Here is a 17,894-nt window from a genome sequence, read left to right as displayed (position 1 = left end):
CAGATGGCCTTACAAAGGTTCCAAAGCTCCACCGTCCCCATCGTTCGCTTCACGGAAATTGGCTCCACCAATGCCGAGGGCCTCGCGCGGCTTTCGCGCGGCGAGGCCCTGCCCGTGTGGCTCGTGGCCGACATTCAGACCGCCGGCCGTGGCCGCCGCGGGCGCCCCTGGACCAGCGAACTGGGCAACCTCTTCGCCACCCTCGTCCTGCCCAACCCGGCGCCCGTGGCCAATCTCGCCCAGCTCTGCTTTGTCGCCGGCCTCGCGCTGCGCGATGCGGTCATGGTGGCCGCGCCCTTGCTGCCCACCGACGCGCTGAAGCTCAAATGGCCCAATGACCTGATCCTCAATGGCGGCAAGCTGGCCGGCATTCTGGTGGAGGGCGGCGCGGACCCTGCGGGGCGGCCCTGCGCCGTGGTGGGATTCGGCGTGAACTGCCTGCACCATCCCGAGGACCTGCCTTATCCGGCGACCAGCCTCGAAGAGGCGGGCGCGCCCACCGCGCCGGACCGGGTGCTGGAGGCTCTCGACACCGCCATGGCGGTGCGGCTCAACCAGTGGAATGGCGGCAACGGCTTTGCGTCCGTGCGCACCGAATGGATGCGGCATGCCCTTGCCATCGGCGACACGGTGATCGTGAAGGTGGGCGAGCGGGAAGTGACAGGCCGGTTCGAGAGCATCGATGCGCGGGGCGCCATGATGCTGCGCCGGAAGGACGGCATCGCGGAAATTATCACCGCGGGGGACGTTTCCCTGCCGAAGGGGGAATAGTTCCAGTCATGTCCGAACAGAATGAACTGGTCTTCGCGCCACTCGGCGGGGTGGGCGAGATCGGGATGAATCTCGGCCTCTACGGGTTTGGCCCGCGCCGCAGCCGGCGCTGGCTGATGGTGGATCTCGGCATGAGCTTTGCCGGCGAAGAAGCGCCCGGCGTGGACCTCGTGCTGCCCGATATCCGCTTCCTGGAGGCAGAGAAGAAGAACATCGAGGGCCTGCTGCTCACCCATGGCCATGAGGACCATGTGGGCGCGGTGCTGGACCTCTGGCCGCGCCTGAAATGCCCGGTCTACACCACGCGCTTCACCGCGGGGCTGCTGGAGGCAAAGCGCTGGGCCGAGCCCGGCGCGCCGAACGTGCCCATCACCATTATCCGCGCCGGGGCGCCGTTCCGGCTCGGCCCGTTCGAGCTTGAATTCATCCCCGTCGCCCATTCCATCCCCGACAGCCACGCCATCGCTATCCGCACGGAAGCGGGCCTCGTGCTGCATACCGGCGACTGGAAGCTCGACCCGACGCCCGTGGTGGGCAACGTCACCGATATCGCCCGCCTCAAGGCGCTGGGCGATGAGGGCGTGCGGGCCATGATCTGCGACAGCACCAACGCCACCCGCGACGGCATCTCGCCCTCCGAGCTGGAAGTGGCCGCCACGCTGAAGGAAGTGGTGGCGAAGGCGAAGCATCGCGTGTGCTTCACCACCTTCTCGTCCAACGTGGCGCGCATCCGCTCCATCGGCGAGGCCGCCATGGCGAACGACCGCGAGGTGGTGGTGGTGGGCCGCGCCATGGACCGCGTGATCGGGGTTGCCCGCGAACACGGCATGCTGGACGGCATTCCCCCGTTCCGCAGCGCCGATGCCTATGGCTACCTGCCGCGCGACAAGGTGGTGGCGCTGCTCACCGGCTCCCAGGGCGAGCCGCGCGCGGCCCTGCGGCGCATTTCCGAGGACGACCACCCCGAGATCGCCCTGTCCAAGGGGGACCTCGTGGTCTTCTCCTCGCGCACCATTCCCGGAAACGAGAAGGTGGTGAACAACGTCATCAACGGGCTCGTGAAGCGCGGCATCCATGTCATGACCGACAAGGACGGCCTCGTGCATGTCTCCGGTCATCCCCGGCGGGGCGAGCTGGAGCAGATGTACGGATGGGTGCGCCCGCAGGTCTCCGTGCCCGTGCATGGCGAGCCGCTCCACATGGCGGAGCATGCGGCACTGGCCCGGCGCCTCGGCGTGCCGGAAGTGGTGGTCTGCTCCGACGGGCATGTGGTGCGCCTCGCGCCCGGCCCTGCCGAGCGGGTGGACGATGTGCCTTTCGGCCGTCTCTACAAGGATGGCCGGCTGCTCATTCCCGAGCAGGCCCGCACCATCCCCGAGCGGCGCAAGCTGAGCTATGTGGGCGTGGTGTCGGTGGCCCTGGCGCTCGATGCCAAGGGCAGCCTTGTGGGCGATCCCAGCGTGGAGGCCACGGGCCTGCCGGAGCGGGGGGAGGGCGGCATCGACGTGCTCGACCACATCCTCGACACGGTGGTGACGACCTTCGAGGGCCTGCCCCGCGCCCGCCGCCGCGATCCCGATGCCCTTTCGGAAACCCTGGAGCGGGCGGTTCGCGGTGCGGTCAACGGGCTCTGGGGCAAAAAGCCCGTTTGCCACGTCCACATTGTCGAGGTCTGATAGCATCAGGCTTCGCGGTGAGGAGGGGACGATGATCGGACGGCTCAATCACGTTGCCATCGCGGTGCGCGACATCGCTGCCGCCACCGCGCTCTATCGCGACACGCTGGGCGCCGACGTGTCCGAGCAGGTGCAGCAGCATGCCCATGGCGTGACCACCGTGTTTATCAACCTGCCCAACACCAAGATCGAGCTTCTGGAGCCGTTGGGCGAAGCGTCGCCCATCGCCAAGTTCCTGGAGCGCAATCCGGATGGCGGCATCCACCACATCTGCTACGAGGTGGACGACATCCTCGCCGCCCGCGACCAGCTCAAAGCCAGCGGTGCGCGGGTGCTGGGCGACGGCGAGCCCAAGATCGGCGCCCACGGCAAGCCCGTGCTTTTCCTCCACCCCAAGGACTTCACCGGCACGCTGGTGGAGCTGGAACAGGCCTGAGGGCCGGATCACGTGGCCATCGGAACCTATCTCGCCATCTATTTCATCGTCTGGTGGACGATTCTGTTCGCCATCCTGCCATGGGGCGTGCGCACCCAGGCGGAAGAGAATCACGTCGAGCCGGGCACCGATCCGGGCGCGCCGGCGCGGCCGATGCTGGTGAAGAAGGCCATTGCCACGACCATCGTGGCGGCCATTATCACGTCGGGGCTTTTCTGGATCGGGACGAGCGGGGTGGTGAAGCTGGAAGACTTCCCCATGCCGTTCAAGACGGACAACCAATAGGGCCCGGTCATCAGCTGACTACGCGCGTGTGAGAGCGCGTCTAGATTCTCCGCTTATGAGCTCGGCTCAGGCGCTGGCCGCGGATTGACTGCTTCGCGGAATTTTTGTGCTGGGCCGCGGATCTGCGCTCAAGCTTCGCTTTTGCGTGTCCAAGACAAAAGCGGGGCGACAATCCATCGAAATTTCAAAGCGCCTCGGCAAAAAAGAAAAAGGGCGAGGCCATTGCCTCGCCCTGATCTCAATTGCACTTTTTTATAGTCCGACGCGGGTGCAGCCGTCCGAACTCGTGCGTGCCGCTTCCGATTATCGCGCGCCTAGGAGGCGGTCGTCGGGCGGCTTATTGTTTGACCTTCCTCCCGAGACCTGGACCTCTCCCAAGATGCCTTGAACAGGCACGATGGCGGACCCCTTTCTTTTGACCTGTGCAAAGTAGAACAAGATTTACCCCTTTGTCATCCTTGCGCCGCAATAGATGATTTGTTGCGTTGCAACACGCTGGCCCGCATTGGGCTTGTGTTTTATCGACCGTTCCGCTTTCACTGGCGGCGCCCTGCCCATCCCAGCCTTTGAGTCCCCATCATGCGCCTGTCCCGTTATTTCCTGCCCATCCTTCGCGAAGTGCCGAAGGAGGCGGAGATCGTGTCCCACCGGCTGATGCTCCGGGCGGGCATGGTGCGGCAGGAGAGCGCCGGCATTTACGCCTGGCTGCCTTTGGGCCACCGCGTGCTCAACAAGGTCTGCAATATCGTGCGCGAAGAACAGAATCGCGCCGGCGGCATCGAGCTGCTGATGCCCACAATCCAGTCGGCGGATCTGTGGCGCGAGAGCGGGCGCTACGATGATTACGGCAAGGAGATGCTGCGCATCCGCGACCGTCATGAGCGCGAGATGCTCTTCGGGCCCACCAATGAGGAGATGATCACGGAGATCGTCCGGGGCTACGTGAAATCCTACAAGTCCCTGCCGCTGAACCTCTACCATATCCAGTGGAAGTTCCGGGACGAGGTGCGCCCGCGCTTCGGCGTCTACCGCTCGCGCGAGTTTTTGATGAAGGATGCCTATTCCTTCGATCTCGATGCAGCCGGCGCCCGCCATTCCTACAACAAGATGTTCGTCGCTTATCTGCGCACCTTCTCCCGGATGGGGCTGAAAGCGATTCCCATGGTGGCGGATACGGGACCGATCGGCGGCAAGCTTTCCCACGAATTCATCATCCTCGCCTCCACGGGGGAGAGCGAGGTGTTCGGCCATGCCGACTATCTCGAGAAGCCCGTGCCCGGCATCGGCACCGACTTCGATGACAAGGCGGGCTTGCAGGACCTCGTGGACCAGTGGACCGAGCTTTACGCCGCCACCTCCGAGAAGCACGACGAGGCGGAGTTCGCCGCGATCCCCGAGGCGCGCCGGTTCGCCGCGCGGGGCATCGAGGTGGGCCACATCTTCTATTTCGGCACCAAATATTCCGAGCCCTTCGGCGCCAAGGTGCAGGGGCCGGACGGCGCCGAGCATCTGCTCCACGGGGGCTCCTACGGCATCGGCCCCTCGCGGCTGGTGGCGGCCATCATCGAGGCGTCCCACGACGAGGCGGGGATCATCTGGCCGGACGCGGTGGCGCCGTTCCAGGTGGGCATCCTCAACCTGAAGGTGGGTGATTCCGCCACCGACACCGCCTGCGGCCAGCTCTACACGAAGCTCACCGCCGCCGGGATCGACGTGCTCTATGACGACACGGACGAGCGGGCAGGGGCCAAGTTCGCCACCGCCGACCTCATCGGCCTGCCCTGGCAGGTGCTTGTCGGCCCCAAGAGCCTCGCCGACGGCAAGGTGGAACTGAAGCGCCGCATCGACGGCTCGCGCGAGCTGATGAGCCTCAACGACGCCATCGAGAGACTGACCACGTGACAGGAGCGCAGCGCATGGCAGCAAGCGCGGCGGACCGGCCGGAGCCCACGGGCACCCGGCCTTTTTCCGCGTTCGAATGGATGCTTTCGCTGCGCTATTTGCGCGCCCGCCGCAAGGAGGGCTTCATCTCGGTCATTGCCGGCTTCTCCTTCCTCGGCATCGTGCTGGGGGTGGCGACGCTCATCATCGTCATGGCGGTCATGAACGGCTTCCGGCAGGAATTGCTGGGCAAGATCCTCGGGCTCAACGGGCACCTGCTGGTGCAGCCCATGGAGACGCCGCTCACCGACTACAAGGACGTCGCCGCGCGCATCGCCAAGCTGAACGGCGTGAAGCTCGCCGTGCCGCTGGTGGAAGGCCAGGCGCTCGCCTCCTCGGCCTACAACGCTTCCGGCGTGCTGGTGCGGGGCCTCACGGAGCAGGACCTGCGCGGGCTGCCCTCCATCGCCAACAACATCAAGAGCGGCACCCTGGAGGGCTTCGACCAGGGGCAGGGGCTCGCCATCGGCAAGCGCCTCTCGGACCAGCTCTCGCTTCGGGCCGGGGACAACATCACGCTCGTGGCGCCGCGCGGGGCGGTGACGCCCATGGGCACCTCGCCGCGCATCAAAGTCTACAAGGTGGCCGCCGTCTTCGAGATCGGCATGTCGGAATATGACGGCGCCTTCGTCTTCATGCCGCTGCCGGAGGCGCAGGCCTATTTCAACCGCGCGGGCGATGTGAACGCAATCGAGGTCTATATCGACAATCCCGACGATGTGGCCGTGCTGCGCCCCGCCATCATCGCCGCGGCCGAAAGGCCGGTCTATGTGGTGGACTGGCGGCAGCGGAACGCCACCTTCTTCAACGCGCTCCAGGTGGAGCGGAACGTGATGTTTCTCATCCTGACCCTGATCGTGCTGGTGGCGGCGCTCAACATCGTCTCCGGCCTCATCATGCTAGTGAAGGACAAGGGGCACGACATCGCCGTGCTGCGCACCATGGGCGCGACCCAGGGCGCGGTGATGCGCATCTTCCTCATCACCGGCGCGAGCATCGGCGTGGTGGGGACGGTGGTGGGGCTGCTGCTGGGCGTCCTGGTCTGCCTCAATATCGAGGAGATCCGCCGCTTCATCTCCTGGCTCACCTCGACCGAGCTGTTCTCGCCGGAGCTCTATTATCTCTCCAAGCTGCCGGCACAGATGAATGCTGGCGAGACGACGTCCGTGGTGATCATGGCCCTTGTCCTCTCGCTGCTCGCCACCCTCTATCCCTCCTGGCGGGCGGCGCGGCTCGATCCCGTCGAAGCCCTGAGATACGAGTGATGCACGCAGGGCTTCCCTCCGAGACCCAATCCGTGCCCGCCGCCATGGCGCTGGTGGGCGTCGCGCGCCGCTATACGCAGGGCGAAGGCGTCATCGAGGTGCTGAAAAGCGCCGACCTCGTGATCGAGCCCGGCCAGTCGGTGGCGCTGGTGGCGCCCTCCGGCACGGGCAAGTCCACCTTGCTGCACCTCGCCGGCCTGCTCGAGCACCCGGACGAGGGAGAAGTGTTCATCGATGGGCGCGCCACCGCCAAGCTCTCGGATGCGGAGCGCACGCGCATCCGCCGGCTGCATGTGGGCTTCGTCTACCAGTTCCACCATCTGCTGCCGGAATTCTCGGCCCTGGAGAATGTGGCGCTGCCGCAGATGATCCGGGGCCTGTCGCGCAAGGCGGCGGACGACCGGGCGAAGGAGCTTCTCTCCTATCTCGGCCTCGGCCACCGCCTGACGCATCGCCCGTCCGAACTCTCCGGCGGTGAGCAGCAGCGCGTCGCCATTGCCCGCGCCCTTGCCAACGCGCCGCGGCTGCTTCTGGCCGACGAACCCACCGGCAACCTCGACCCCAAGACCTCGGACCATGTGTTCGGCGCGCTCACGGAATTGGTGCATGCGACCGGCGTCGCCGCCATCATCGCCACCCACAATCTCACCCTCGCCGCGCAGATGGACCGCCGGGTCACCCTGCACGAGGGGACCGTGGTGGAGATGGAGTAAGCGACCTTCTTTGGTCGTCATGCCTGGGCTCGACCCGGGCATCTCTTGCGAAGACGGCGCGTCACCGCAGCGCCACGAGGATCGCGCCGCCGGCGATCAGCACGACGCCGAGCCAGTTCACCGCCGAGAGCCGCTCGCCCAGGAAGAGGGTGCCGAACACCGCCACCATCACCACGCTGAGCTTGTCGAGCGGTGCCACCTGCGCAGCATCGCCAAGCTGAAGGGCGCGGAAATAGCAGAGCCACGAGGCCCCGGTGGCGAGGCCTGAAAGCACCAGGAACAGCCACGTCTTGGACGATATGGTCTCGAGCGGCTGCCAGGCGTTCCCGGCGGTGACCACCAAGGCGATGATGGCGAGGATGACCACGGTGCGGATCAGCGTTGCGAGGTCGCTATGGACCGCGCTGACGCCCACCTTTGCGAAGATGGCGGTGAGCGCCGCGAACACGGCCGCGCCGAGGGCCCAGAACTGCCAGCTTCCGACAAACGTCTTCATGCCGTGCCCTCCGCGTTTCACACGTCGCCATATTGAGAGATTCTAATAGCAGAACCAAAGCTTTGCGGTGGCGCGGTCGCCGTTTTCCCGCCGTGATCCCGCACCATGGTCACGGTGCACCACGCGGCCCGTCGGGCGGCGCACGCGGGTGTCGGGGGGATTGTCCATGTCTTTGCTCACACGCCTTCGGAGGCGCCACGGGTTCGGTGTGCTCGCCATCGCGCTCGCCGGTGTCCTGGGCTGCGCCCCGGCCGCGCAGGCCTGCACCAGCTTCCTGATCCGCACGTCCGATGGCGGGGCCGTCTATGGCCGCACCATGGAGTTCGGCTTCAAGCTCGATTCCGACGCCATCGTCATCCCACGTCAGTTCGCGCTCGCGGCCAGTGGGCCGGACGGCAAGCCCGGCGCCATGGCGTGGAAAAGCAAATATGCCGCCACGGGTCTCAATGCCTTCGGCCTGCCCGTGGTCACCGACGGCGTGAACGAGAAGGGGCTTGCCGGCGGCATCCTCTATTTCCCCGATTATGTGGGCTATGCAGACCCCGCCAAGGCAGACCCTGCCAAGTCCCTGGCGCCGTGGGACGTGCTGACCTGGGTGCTCACCAATTTCGCCACCGTGGCGGAAGTGAAGGCGGGGCTTGCCGGCATCTCCGTGGTGAACGTCAAGCAGGCCACCATGGGGATCACCCCACCGTTCCACTATACGATCCACGACGCTTCGGGCGCCTCTCTGGTGATCGAGCCGGTGGACGGGGTGCTGAAGGTCTATGACAACCCGTTCGGCGTCATGACCAATGCACCCACCTTCGACTGGCACCTGACCAACCTGAAGAACTATGTGAAGCTCTCCGCCGCCAATGCCGCGCCGCTCCAGATCGAGGGGCAGACCATCGCGTCCTTCGGCCAGGGCTCCGGCCTTCTCGGCATCCCCGGCGATCCGACCCCGCCCTCGCGCTTCATCCGCGCGCTGGGCTATGCGGTTTCCGCCGAAAAGAAGCCCAGTGGCATCGAGAGCGTGCGCCTCGCCGAGCATATCGCCAACAATTTCGACATTCCGGTGGGCTGGATCCGAGCCGACAAGGGCGACAACAAGGACCTGGAATATACCCAGTGGACCTCGGTCGCGGACCTCACCAACAAGCGCTATTACGTGAAGACCTATGACGATCAGGTGCTGCGCAGCATCGATCTCATGAGCTTCGACCTCGATGCGAAGAGCGTAGCCACCGCCCCCCTGAAGCCGCAGATGGCCCCGCCCGCTTTGGCGTTTCCGAAGCCGTAGCCGACAAGAGCAACCGTCATGGCCGGGCTTGTCCCGGCCATCCACGGGGCTCCGCTAGGTGCGGGCTTGGGGAGGGGCGTGGATGCCCGGGACAAGCCCGGGCACGACGGCGGTTTAAGTGAATAGCGGGGCATCTGCAGGGCTTGGCTCATGGTCCGGCACGCGATCCGCGCTAAGCTGTGTGTTGCCCCGACTCGTCTCGCGCCCCATTTGAGCCCCCATGCCCGATCCCGGCTTCGTCCATCTCCACGTCCATTCCTCCTATTCGCTGCTGGAGGGGGCGCTCTCGTTCGGCAAGCTGGCGGACCTCGCCAAGGCGGATTCCCAGCCGGCGCTGGCGCTCACCGACACGGGCAACCTCTTCGGCGCGCTGGAATTCTGCGAGAAGATGGTGGGCGCGGGTATCCAGCCCATCGTCGGCTGCGCGCTGGCACTCGACCTGCCGGAGCCGGCCGGCCCGCGCGGGGCGGTGGCGGCGAAGAAGCCGCGCATGGTGCTTCTGGCATCGCGCGAGGCGGGCTGGCGCAACCTGATGACCCTGGTGTCGCGCTCCTTCCTCGAAACCCCGAGCGACGAGGAGCCGCGCATCGCCCTCGACTGGCTGGCCGGCGCCAATGAGGGACTGATCGCGCTTACCGGCGGCATGGCCGGGCCCATCGACCGGGCCCTGGCGGGCGGGCACAGCGAACTGGCCGCCGAGCGGCTGGGGCAGTTGCAGGATATGTTCGGCGACCGGCTCTATATGGAGCTCCAGCGCCACGGCATGGATCAGGAGCGCCTCGTCGAGCCGCACTTGCTCGACCTCGCATATGCCCGCTCCATTCCCCTCGTCGCCACCAACGAACCGTTCTTCGGCTCGCACGCGGACTATGAGGCCCACGACGCCCTGATCTGCATCGCCGAGGGCCGCATGGTCTCGGAAGGGGACCGGCGGCGCCTCACCGCCGAGCACCGCTTCAAGACCCGCGCGGAGATGCTGAAGCTGTTCGCGGACCTGCCCGAGGCGACGGCCAACACCCTGGAGATCGCGCGGCGCTGCGCCTACCGGGTGCGCACGGTCAAGCCCATCCTGCCGCGCTTCACCACCGGCGAAACGCAAGGCACCGATCCCCTGGAGGCGGAGGCCGCCGAGCTGGAGCGGCAGGCGCAGGAGGGCCTTGCCCAGCGCCTGGAGAAGCACGGGCCGGCGCCCGGGCTCGACACGAAGGTCTATGAGGAGCGGCTCGCCTACGAGATCTCCGTCATCAGCAAGATGAAGTTCCCCGGCTACTTCCTCATCGTGTCGGACTTCATCAAATGGGCGAAGGCCCACGACATCCCGGTGGGGCCGGGGCGCGGCTCGGGCGCCGGCTCGCTGGTGGCCTATTCGCTCCAGATCACGGACCTCGACCCCCTGCGCTTCGGCCTCTTGTTCGAGCGCTTCCTGAACCCCGACCGCGTCTCCATGCCGGACTTCGACGTGGATTTCTGCCAGGACCGGCGCGACGAGGTGATCCAATACGTCCAGCAGCGCTACGGGCGCTCCCAGGTTGCCCAGATCATCACCTTCGGCACGCTCCAGGCGCGCGGCGTGCTGCGGGACGTCGGCCGGGTGCTGGAAATGCCCTACGGCCAGGTGGACAAGCTCTGCAAGCTGGTGCCGCAGAACCCGGCCGCGCCCGTCACCCTGAAGCAGGCCATCCATGACGAGCCGCGCCTGCAGGCTGCGCAGGACGAGGAAGAGGTGGTCAAGCGCGCCTTCGATATCGCGGTGCGACTTGAGGGCTTGAACCGCCACGCCTCCACCCACGCCGCCGGCATCGTCATCGGCGACCGCCCTCTGCACGAACTGGTGCCGCTCTACCGCGACCCCAAGTCCGACATGCCGGTCACCCAGTACAATATGAAATGGGTGGAGCAGGCGGGGCTGGTGAAGTTCGACTTCCTCGGCCTGAAGACCCTCACTGTCATCGAGACTGCCGCGCGGCTGATCCGCCAGCGCGGCATCGACCTCGATATGTCGAAGATCCCCCTCGACGACCCCAAGAGCTACGCCATGCTGGCGCGGGGCGAGACGGTGGGCGTGTTCCAGGTGGAAAGCGCGGGCATGCGGCGCGCGCTGGTGGATATGAAGGCCGACCGCGTCGAGGACCTGATCGCCCTGGTCGCGCTCTACCGGCCAGGCCCCATGGCCAACATCCCGGTCTATTGCGACTGCAAGCACGGCCGCGCCCAGCCGGACTATATTCACCCCAAGCTCGAGCCCTATCTGAAGGAGACGTTCGGGGTCATCATCTACCAGGAGCAGGTGATGCAGATCGCCCAGGCGCTGGCGGGCTACACGCTGGGCGAAGCGGACCTGCTGCGCCGCGCCATGGGCAAGAAGATCCGCGCCGAGATGGAGAAGCAGCGCGAGCGCTTCGTCTCGGGCGCGCTGGAGCGCGGGGTGCCGAAGGCGCAGGCGGACACCATCTTCGACCTTCTGGCCAAGTTCGCGGACTACGGCTTCAACAAGTCCCACGCGGCGGCCTATGCCATCGTCGCCTACCAGACGGCCTGGCTGAAGGCGAACTACCCGACCGAATTCCTCGCCGCCTCCATGACCCTCGACATGGGCAACACGGACAAGCTGGCGGAATTCCGCCAGGAGGCGCAGCGGCTCGGCATCCAGGTGGTGCCGCCCTCCATCAATCTGTCCGCGCGCGAATTCGCGGTGGTGGAGGGCAAGATCATTTACGCCATGGCCGCCATCAAGGGCGTGGGCGGAGCGGCGGTGGATGCGCTGGTGGCGGCGCGCGGCGACAAGCCGTTCAAGGACCTTGCCGATCTGGCCGGCCGCTTGCCGGCGAAGGTGGTGAACAAGCGGACCCTGGAAAGCCTCGCCGCCGCCGGCTGCTTCGATGCGCTGGAGCCGAACCGCGCCCGCGTGTTCGCGGCGCTGGAATCCATCGTCGCCCATGCGGCGCGCGAGGAGCAGGGCAGGGCGCTCGGCCAGAACGACATGTTCGGCTCCGGCCCGGTGAAGGCGGAGCTGCCGCTGCCTCAGGCCGCCCCCTGGGACGCGTCCGAGCGGCTCCAGAAGGAATACGACGCCATCGGCTTCTTCCTCACCGGCCATCCGCTGGATGACTACGCTCCCGCGCTCCAGCGCATGCGGGTGCAGCCATTCAATGATTTCTCGCGCGCTGTGCGTGCCGGTGCCGTTGCGGGACGGCTTGCCGCGACGGTCGTCTCGCGACAGGAGCGGCGCACCAAGTCCGGCACCCGCATGGGCATTGTGGGGCTCTCCGACCCCTCCGGCCATTTCGAGGCGGTGATCTTCTCCGAGGGGCTCGCCCATTACCGCGATTTCCTGGAGCCCGGTACGCCGCTGCTCATGATGGTCGCGGCCGAGCTTCAGGGCGAAGACGTGCGCGTGCGCATCCAGTCCTGCGAGCGGCTGGACGAGGCCACCTCCCGCCACCACAAGGCCCTGCGCATCTTCGTGCGCTCGCCGGAGCCGCTGGAGGGCATCTCCAAGCGTCTCACCGGCGCCAAGGGCGACGGCGAGGTGAGCCTCATTCTCCTGATGGAGGAAGGGAAGGCCGAGGTGGAGATCCGGCTTGAGGGCCGCTATCCGGTCTCCCCGCAGATCGCGGGTGCGATCAAGGCGATTCCCGGCGTGGTGGCGGTGGAGGCCGCCTGAGGCGGCCATGGCCTATCGCCTGCCGCCCCTCAATGCGCTGCGCCTGTTCGAGGCGGCGGGGCGGCATTTGTCCTTCAAGCAGGCGGCCGAAGAGCTGAACGTCACGCCCAGCGCGGTGAGCCACGGGGTGCAGGGGCTGGAAGGCTGGCTTGGCGTCGCCTTGTTCACGCGCGGCCATCGCCAGCTCGCCCTCACGGAGGCGGGCGCGGCCTATCTGCCGCAGGTGCGCTCCGCCTTGGCGCAGCTCGCCAGCGCCACGGACCTCGTGCCGGGACGCGTGCCGGGCGGGCGCCTTACGGTGAGCGTCGCGCCCACCTTCGGCCTGCGCTGGCTCATCCCCCGTCTCGGGCGCTTCCATGAGCGCTATTCCGAGATCGAGGTGACGCTCGATACCACCCAGCGGAATGTGGAGTTTCCCCGCGATGGGATCGATGTGGCGATCCGCATGGGGAAGGGTGGTTGGACAGGTGTCTCAGAAGAGCTCCTGATCACCGAGCGGCTCGTCCCGGTCTGCGCCCCGGCTCTGGCCGGCGGCATCCAGACGGTGGCGGACCTTGCCCACGCCACGCTGCTCCACGTGGTCAATGTCTCGGAGGACTGGGCCGCCTGGGCGGCGGAGCGCGGCGTGGAGGGGGTGGACTTCGGGCGCGGACAGCGGTTCGACAATGTCCATCTCGCTTTGGAAGTGGCGGCGCGCGGCGGCGGGGTCGCCATGGGGCGCTTGCCGGTGGCCCAGGATGACATTGCCTCCGGCCGGCTTGCCTGCGTGCTCGGCCCGCCAGTGCCGGCGGCGACGGGCTATTGGCTGGTTACGGGCGAGGCCTCCAAAGCGCGCCCGGAAGTGGCCGCGTTCCGGGCCTGGCTGCGCTCGGAGCTTGAGGGCGCAGTTCAGGATCCCGCATAGCGCGGCCGGCGCTTTTCCACCCATGCCTCCAGGCCCTCCCTGAGATCGTGGGTCGGCACCATGCGGGCGAACTGCTCGCTCTCCATGTGCAGCCCTTCCGCGATGGGCAGGTTGATTCCCCGCGTCACCGCCGCCAGCACGCTGGACACGGCAAGGGGCGAATGGCGCATGATGCGCTGGGCCAGCGCTCGCGCCGCCGGCATCAGGTCCGCATGGGGCACGACCTGGTTCACGAGCCCCATCTCCAGGGCGCGCTGGGGCGGGAAGGGATCGCCGGAGAGCAGCAGCTCCAGCGCCCGCTTCCGGCCGGCGAGCCGGGGAAGGCGCTGGGTGCCGCCGAAGGTGGGCGGCATGCCGAGATTGATCTCGGGCTTGGCGAACAGCGCCTTCTCGCTGGCGATGGAGAGATGGGCGGCCTCGGTGATCTCGCATCCACCGCCGAAGGCAAGGCCGTTCACCGCTGCGATGACCGGCTTGGAATAGGCCTCGATGCGCGCCGTCATGGCCTGCCCGCGCCGCACGAAGTCCCGCACGGCGGTCTGCACCCCCAGCCGCACACTCTTGCGGAACTGGGCGATGTCCGCGCCGGCGGAAAAGGCGCGCTCGCCGGCGCCGGTGAGGATGACCGCCTTCACCGAGGGATCGGTCTCCAGCGTGTCAAGAAAGGCCACGATCGCATCGGCCATGGCATAGTCGATGGCGTTGAGTTTTTCCGGCCGGTTCAGGGTGAGGGTGGCGATACCTTCTCTGATGTCGCAGAGGACGGGATTGGACATGACGGCTCCTTGTGTCTTCGGAGCCGAAGCTGGTCCTGAAGACGCAAGGCGGCAAACGCGAAATCCGCATCCTCGGGTGAGCGTTGCTCACCCGACGCTCATTAGACGCCAGCCGCCTTGCGGGCGATCTCCAGCAGGCGCCGGGCATAGGCTTCCGGCGCCTCTTCCGGCGCGTCCCGGCTCCAGCTCTCGCCCAGGAGGCGCAAGGCGCCCACCGCCATCATGGCGACGAACCGCGCCGAAAGGGCCGGCGCGTCCGGGGGGAGGCGCTTTTCCAAGGCGGTGGCGAAGACCTGCTCCAATTGCTCGTATTTGAGCTGGTCACGCGCCTTGAGCGCCGGCGTGCACTGCTTCATGGCCTCGAAGGCCAAGGCTTCCTCGCGATTCACCTTGCCGATGGCGCCGAGGATGGCGGCCTCGCTCGCCTCCCAGAGCGACGCTTCGGCGGGCGCCGCCGCGACGCCTGCCATCAGCGCCGCCTTGAAGTCGTCCTGCCAGGAATGGACCAGGTCTTCCTTGGAGGAGAAATAGTGGAAGAAGGTGCGCCGCGAGATGTCCGCCGCCGCCGCGATCTCGTCCACGGTCGTCCCCTCATAGCCCCGCTCCAGGAACAGCGCCCTCGCCGCACCCTGAATGCGCGCGCGCGTCTGCCGGCGCTTGCGGTCGCGCAGGCCGGGCGGGGAGGGCGCTTTCTCATGTGACGGCATCGTGAGGTCCATAATATTGCACTTATCGCAAAATTGCACTAAGTGCATATTTATCGCTTCGGCATTAGAGCCGATGGTTTCACGGAGATCGAGCCATGTCTCGCTGGACCGTTTCTGACATTCCCTCCCAGGTCGGCCGCCTCGCGGTGGTCACGGGCGCGACCGGAGGGCTCGGGTTTGAGACCGCGCTGGGGCTCGCCGGAGCCGGCGCCGAGGTGATTCTCGCCGCCCGCAATCCCGAGAAGGGCAAGGCGGCGGTCTCGGCCATCAAGGCAAAGGTGCCCGATGCAAAGGTGTCCTTCGGCCTCCTGGACCTTTCCAGCCTTGCCTCGGTGGAGGCGTTCGCCCGCACGCTCCTGGCCGGCCGGGCCGCGCTCGACCTCCTCGTCAACAATGCCGCCGTCATGTCCCTGCCACGTCGCCACGAGACGGCGGACGGCTTCGAGATGCAGCTCGGTACCAATTATCTCGGCCATTTCGCCCTGACCGGCCGGCTGATGCCGCTGCTGCGCAAGGCGGAGCGGGCGCGGGTGGTCAATCTCAGCAGCCTCGCCCACCGCGCGGGCGCCATCGAGCTTGCCGATCTCCAGAGCAATATCCGCTACAGGCCCTGGGCCGCCTATCAGCAGTCCAAGCTAGCCATGCTCATGTTCGCCTTCGAGCTTCAGCGCCGCAGCGACATGGGCGGCTGGCGGATCACCAGCACTGCCGCCCATCCCGGCTGGGCGCGCACCGACCTCATCGCCAACGGGCCGCGCTCGGAAGGCGGATTCTCCGGGACCTGGATACTGTCGAAGGTGATGGCACCCCTCTTCAGCCATTCGGCGGCCGGGGGCGCTCTGCCGACCCTGTTCGCCGCCACCTCCCCGCAGGCAGAGACCGGCGGATATTACGGCCCGAACGGATTCTACGAGATGAAGGGGGCCGTCGCGCCGTCCTTCGTGGCGCCGCAGGCGCGGAACGAAGTTGTGGCGAGCCGCCTGTGGGAAGAATCAGAGCGCCTCACCGGTGTTTCCTTCACCCTCCCGGCCATGGCGAGCGTCGCCTGAACTTGCTCGGACCGGGCCGGCATCGCGCCGGCCTGTTGTGCGCGTGACAAAGACATCGGCTAGCCCTTCAGCCACATGCGAATGAGTGGTGAAGGGGCAGCCATGAAAGAGATCATCCGGGTTTTGGGGGCGCTCTTTCTTCTGGCCCTGTCGCTGCTGCCTGCGGCGGCGCAGGTGGGACCGCTGAAGATCGCGTTCGTGGACACCGGCAATACCGGGCGCAGCATCACCGCGGAGACCATGGCGCGAATCTATGCGCTCTCCCACACCATCGACGCGCGCTTCATCTCGCGGGGGATCGACGTCAATCCCTACGAGGAGAAGGTGGAGATGAACGCGCAGGTCCTGTGGAGCCGGAAAGGGGTGGACCTCTCTGGGCATGTGGCGGCGCAGGTGACCGACCGGGACATGAAGCGTTCGGACGTGGTTCTGACCCTGACGCAGAAGCACAAGGACCATCTCCTCGCGGTCTTCCCCGAAGCTGCCGGAAAGACATTCACCCTCTCCGAATATGCCGGGAGCGGTCCGGCAGATGTGGAAGATCCCTGGGGCAAGCCCATGGATGCTTATGAGCGCATGTTTTCCGAGCTGACCACCCTCGTTCCCACAGCGGTCGAAAAGGCGGCGGCGGAGAGGGCGGCCATTGCGGCGAGAGCCGCCGGGACCAAGGCCAAGACCACGCCGTAAATCTCCGGAATACCGCTGCGCGCCGGACACGGAAGCGCCGGACGATCCGCATTGCGCACGCGCGGCGGCCTCCGCCCTTGCCTCTTTCCGGCCCTTCGCCTATAAGCCGCGCCATTCCGCACGCGGACATTCGGCCATATCGGCCATCCGGTGCCTTCGTCCCCGACGGGCCGAGGGTACGTCCGCGGAGGCTCAACCGGAGAAACCAAAATGGCGCTTCCCGATTATTCGATGCGCCAGCTGCTTGAAGCTGGCGTTCACTTTGGCCATCAGGCCCACCGTTGGAATCCGAAGATGGCTCCGCACATCTTCGGTGTTCGCAACAACATCCACATCATCGACCTGTCGCAGACCGTGCCCGCGCTCCACCGCGCGCTCCAGGCCGTGTCCGACACGGTGGCCAATGGCGGCCGCGTGCTGTTCGTCGGCACCAAGCGCCAGGCCGCGGACCAGGTGGCCGACGCCGCCCGCCGTTCCGCGCAGTATTTCGTGAATTCCCGCTGGCTGGGCGGCATGCTCACCAACTGGAAGACCATCTCCAACTCGATCGCCCGGCTGAAGAAGCTGGAGGAGATGCTCTCCGGTCCCGAGCAGGGCTCGGGCTACACCAAGAAGGAGCGCCTGACGCTGTCCCGTGAAAAGGACAAGCTGGAACGCGCCCTCGGCGGCATCCGCGACATGGGCGGCCTGCCGGACCTGCTGTTCGTGATCGACACGAACAAGGAAGACATCGCCGTGAAGGAGGCCCAGCGCCTCGGCATCCCGGTGGCCGCCATCCTCGACACCAATTGCGATCCCGACGGCATCGCCTTCCCGGTGCCTGGCAATGACGATGCCGGCCGCGCCATCCAGCTCTATTGCGACCTCGTCGCCCGCGCCGCCATCGACGGCATCTCGCGCGGCGCCGGCGATTTCGGCGATGCCGGCGCGGCGGAAGCCCCGCTGGTGGAAGACCTGCCGGTCGAGGAAGTCAGCATCTGGACCTCGCTCGAGCCCCTGTCCGGCCCGCGCGGCGTGGCCGACGACCTGAAGAAGCTGACGGGCGTGAGCCCGGAGATCGAGCAGAAGCTGAACGATCTCGGCATCTTCCACCTCACCCAGATCGCCGGCCTCGATGCGCACGACGCGCACCTGATCGGCGAAGAAGTGGGCCTGCCGGGCCGCGTGGACGGCTGGATCGCCCAGGCGAAGGAGGCTTCCGCCGAGGTGGAGTGAACTCCCTTTCGCGGAACACAGTTTAGG

16 protein-coding genes are annotated in these 17,894 nt (G+C 66.8%); 13 read left to right on the top strand and 3 right to left on the bottom strand.

What is annotated here, in order from left to right:
• Positions 1-3 precede the first annotated feature (3 nt).
• From ABLE91_RS14995 to ABLE91_RS14965, 7 genes are all read left to right on the top strand, one after another.
• Positions 4-771: a biotin--[acetyl-CoA-carboxylase] ligase gene (locus tag ABLE91_RS14995; protein ID WP_348931845.1), complete on the top strand. Its 768-nt coding sequence runs from the start codon at positions 4-6 to the stop codon at positions 769-771.
• Between the two features lie 8 nt (positions 772-779).
• Positions 780-2,447 carry a ribonuclease J gene (locus ABLE91_RS14990; RefSeq protein WP_348931844.1) on the top strand — a complete coding sequence of 556 codons (1,668 nt, stop codon included), beginning with the start codon at positions 780-782 and terminating at the stop codon, positions 2,445-2,447.
• A 31-nt stretch (positions 2,448-2,478) separates the two neighbouring features.
• Positions 2,479-2,883, top strand: coding sequence for a methylmalonyl-CoA epimerase (gene mce / locus ABLE91_RS14985; RefSeq protein ID WP_348931842.1), 405 nt, complete (start codon positions 2,479-2,481; stop codon positions 2,881-2,883).
• A 12-nt stretch (positions 2,884-2,895) separates the two neighbouring features.
• Positions 2,896-3,168 (top strand): DUF1467 family protein, encoded by a 273-nt coding sequence (locus tag ABLE91_RS14980; RefSeq protein ID WP_348931840.1) that lies wholly within the window; start codon positions 2,896-2,898, stop codon positions 3,166-3,168.
• 579 nt (positions 3,169-3,747) lie between these two features.
• Entirely contained in the window at positions 3,748-5,070 is a 1,323-nt protein-coding gene (gene proS / locus ABLE91_RS14975; protein ID WP_348931839.1) for a proline--tRNA ligase, read from the top strand.
• Between the two features lie 14 nt (positions 5,071-5,084).
• Positions 5,085-6,374 carry a lipoprotein-releasing ABC transporter permease subunit gene (locus ABLE91_RS14970; RefSeq protein WP_348931837.1) on the top strand — a complete coding sequence of 430 codons (1,290 nt, stop codon included), beginning with the start codon at positions 5,085-5,087 and terminating at the stop codon, positions 6,372-6,374.
• Positions 6,374-7,087 (top strand): ABC transporter ATP-binding protein, encoded by a 714-nt coding sequence (locus tag ABLE91_RS14965; RefSeq protein WP_348931835.1) that lies wholly within the window; start codon positions 6,374-6,376, stop codon positions 7,085-7,087. The genes ABLE91_RS14970 and ABLE91_RS14965 overlap by 1 nt, the downstream gene beginning before the upstream one ends.
• Positions 7,088-7,148: 61 nt before the next feature.
• On the opposite strand, the gene ABLE91_RS14960 is transcribed toward ABLE91_RS14965, so the two are convergent.
• On the bottom strand, positions 7,149-7,583 hold the full coding sequence (locus ABLE91_RS14960; RefSeq protein ID WP_348931833.1) for an EamA family transporter: 435 nt from the start codon (positions 7,581-7,583) through the stop codon (positions 7,149-7,151).
• 166 nt (positions 7,584-7,749) lie between these two features.
• On the opposite strand from ABLE91_RS14960, the gene ABLE91_RS14955 reads away from it, so the two are divergent.
• From ABLE91_RS14955 to gcvA, 3 genes are all read left to right on the top strand, one after another.
• Positions 7,750-8,865 (top strand): linear amide C-N hydrolase, encoded by a 1,116-nt coding sequence (locus tag ABLE91_RS14955; RefSeq protein ID WP_348931831.1) that lies wholly within the window; start codon positions 7,750-7,752, stop codon positions 8,863-8,865.
• Positions 8,866-9,085: 220 nt separating this feature from the next.
• Entirely contained in the window at positions 9,086-12,529 is a 3,444-nt protein-coding gene (dnaE, locus tag ABLE91_RS14950; protein WP_348931829.1) for a DNA polymerase III subunit alpha, read from the top strand.
• A gap of 7 nt (positions 12,530-12,536) precedes the next feature.
• The gene (gene gcvA / locus ABLE91_RS14945) at positions 12,537-13,433 is read left to right on the top strand and encodes a transcriptional regulator GcvA (RefSeq protein WP_348931827.1); all 897 of its coding nucleotides are present in this window, start codon (positions 12,537-12,539) and stop codon (positions 13,431-13,433) included.
• Here gcvA and ABLE91_RS14940 read toward each other — a convergent pair.
• Positions 13,418-14,209 (bottom strand): crotonase/enoyl-CoA hydratase family protein, encoded by a 792-nt coding sequence (locus tag ABLE91_RS14940; RefSeq protein WP_348931825.1) that lies wholly within the window; start codon positions 14,207-14,209, stop codon positions 13,418-13,420. The two genes, gcvA and ABLE91_RS14940, sit on opposite strands and share 16 nt — an antisense overlap.
• Before the next feature lie 101 nt (positions 14,210-14,310).
• On the bottom strand, positions 14,311-14,916 hold the full coding sequence (locus ABLE91_RS14935) for a TetR/AcrR family transcriptional regulator (protein ID WP_348931823.1): 606 nt from the start codon (positions 14,914-14,916) through the stop codon (positions 14,311-14,313).
• A 95-nt stretch (positions 14,917-15,011) separates the two neighbouring features.
• Here ABLE91_RS14935 and ABLE91_RS14930 point away from each other — a divergent pair, with 95 nt between their 5' ends.
• The 3 genes from ABLE91_RS14930 (at position 15,012) to ABLE91_RS14920 (ending at position 17,867) form a co-directional block, all read left to right on the top strand.
• The gene (locus ABLE91_RS14930; RefSeq protein WP_348931821.1) at positions 15,012-15,965 is read left to right on the top strand and encodes an SDR family oxidoreductase; all 954 of its coding nucleotides are present in this window, start codon (positions 15,012-15,014) and stop codon (positions 15,963-15,965) included.
• 102 nt (positions 15,966-16,067) lie between these two features.
• Entirely contained in the window at positions 16,068-16,652 is a 585-nt protein-coding gene (locus ABLE91_RS14925; protein ID WP_348931819.1) for an arsenate reductase/protein-tyrosine-phosphatase family protein, read from the top strand.
• Between the two features lie 210 nt (positions 16,653-16,862).
• Positions 16,863-17,867, top strand: coding sequence for a 30S ribosomal protein S2 (locus tag ABLE91_RS14920; RefSeq protein ID WP_348931816.1), 1,005 nt, complete (start codon positions 16,863-16,865; stop codon positions 17,865-17,867).
• Positions 17,868-17,894: the final 27 nt, after the last annotated feature.

It is taken from the genome of Aquabacter albus (genome assembly GCF_040049275.1).
Taxonomy (GTDB): Bacteria; Pseudomonadota; Alphaproteobacteria; order Rhizobiales; family Xanthobacteraceae; genus Aquabacter.
Note: the sequence above shows the minus strand (reverse complement) of the source record. Positions and strands in the feature narration are given on the sequence as shown.

What these genes read in the sequence shown, in the direction of transcription:
- ABLE91_RS14920 (WP_348931816.1), top strand. Translation starts at nt 16,863, where the DNA reads ATGGCGCTTCCCGATTATTCGATGCGCCAGCTGCTTGAAGCTGGCGTT.
- ABLE91_RS14965 (WP_348931835.1), top strand. Translation starts at nt 6,374, where the DNA reads ATGCACGCAGGGCTTCCCTCCGAGACCCAATCCGTGCCCGCCGCCATG.
- mce (WP_348931842.1), top strand. Translation starts at nt 2,479, where the DNA reads ATGATCGGACGGCTCAATCACGTTGCCATCGCGGTGCGCGACATCGCT.
- ABLE91_RS14960 (WP_348931833.1), bottom strand. Translation starts at nt 7,583, where the DNA reads ATGAAGACGTTTGTCGGAAGCTGGCAGTTCTGGGCCCTCGGCGCGGCC.
- ABLE91_RS14995 (WP_348931845.1), top strand. Translation starts at nt 4, where the DNA reads ATGGCCTTACAAAGGTTCCAAAGCTCCACCGTCCCCATCGTTCGCTTC.
- ABLE91_RS14940 (WP_348931825.1), bottom strand. Translation starts at nt 14,209, where the DNA reads ATGTCCAATCCCGTCCTCTGCGACATCAGAGAAGGTATCGCCACCCTC.
- ABLE91_RS14970 (WP_348931837.1), top strand. Translation starts at nt 5,085, where the DNA reads ATGGCAGCAAGCGCGGCGGACCGGCCGGAGCCCACGGGCACCCGGCCT.
- dnaE (WP_348931829.1), top strand. Translation starts at nt 9,086, where the DNA reads ATGCCCGATCCCGGCTTCGTCCATCTCCACGTCCATTCCTCCTATTCG.
- proS (WP_348931839.1), top strand. Translation starts at nt 3,748, where the DNA reads ATGCGCCTGTCCCGTTATTTCCTGCCCATCCTTCGCGAAGTGCCGAAG.
- ABLE91_RS14935 (WP_348931823.1), bottom strand. Translation starts at nt 14,916, where the DNA reads ATGCCGTCACATGAGAAAGCGCCCTCCCCGCCCGGCCTGCGCGACCGC.
- ABLE91_RS14955 (WP_348931831.1), top strand. Translation starts at nt 7,750, where the DNA reads ATGTCTTTGCTCACACGCCTTCGGAGGCGCCACGGGTTCGGTGTGCTC.
- ABLE91_RS14925 (WP_348931819.1), top strand. Translation starts at nt 16,068, where the DNA reads ATGAAAGAGATCATCCGGGTTTTGGGGGCGCTCTTTCTTCTGGCCCTG.
- ABLE91_RS14990 (WP_348931844.1), top strand. Translation starts at nt 780, where the DNA reads ATGTCCGAACAGAATGAACTGGTCTTCGCGCCACTCGGCGGGGTGGGC.
- ABLE91_RS14930 (WP_348931821.1), top strand. Translation starts at nt 15,012, where the DNA reads ATGTCTCGCTGGACCGTTTCTGACATTCCCTCCCAGGTCGGCCGCCTC.
- gcvA (WP_348931827.1), top strand. Translation starts at nt 12,537, where the DNA reads ATGGCCTATCGCCTGCCGCCCCTCAATGCGCTGCGCCTGTTCGAGGCG.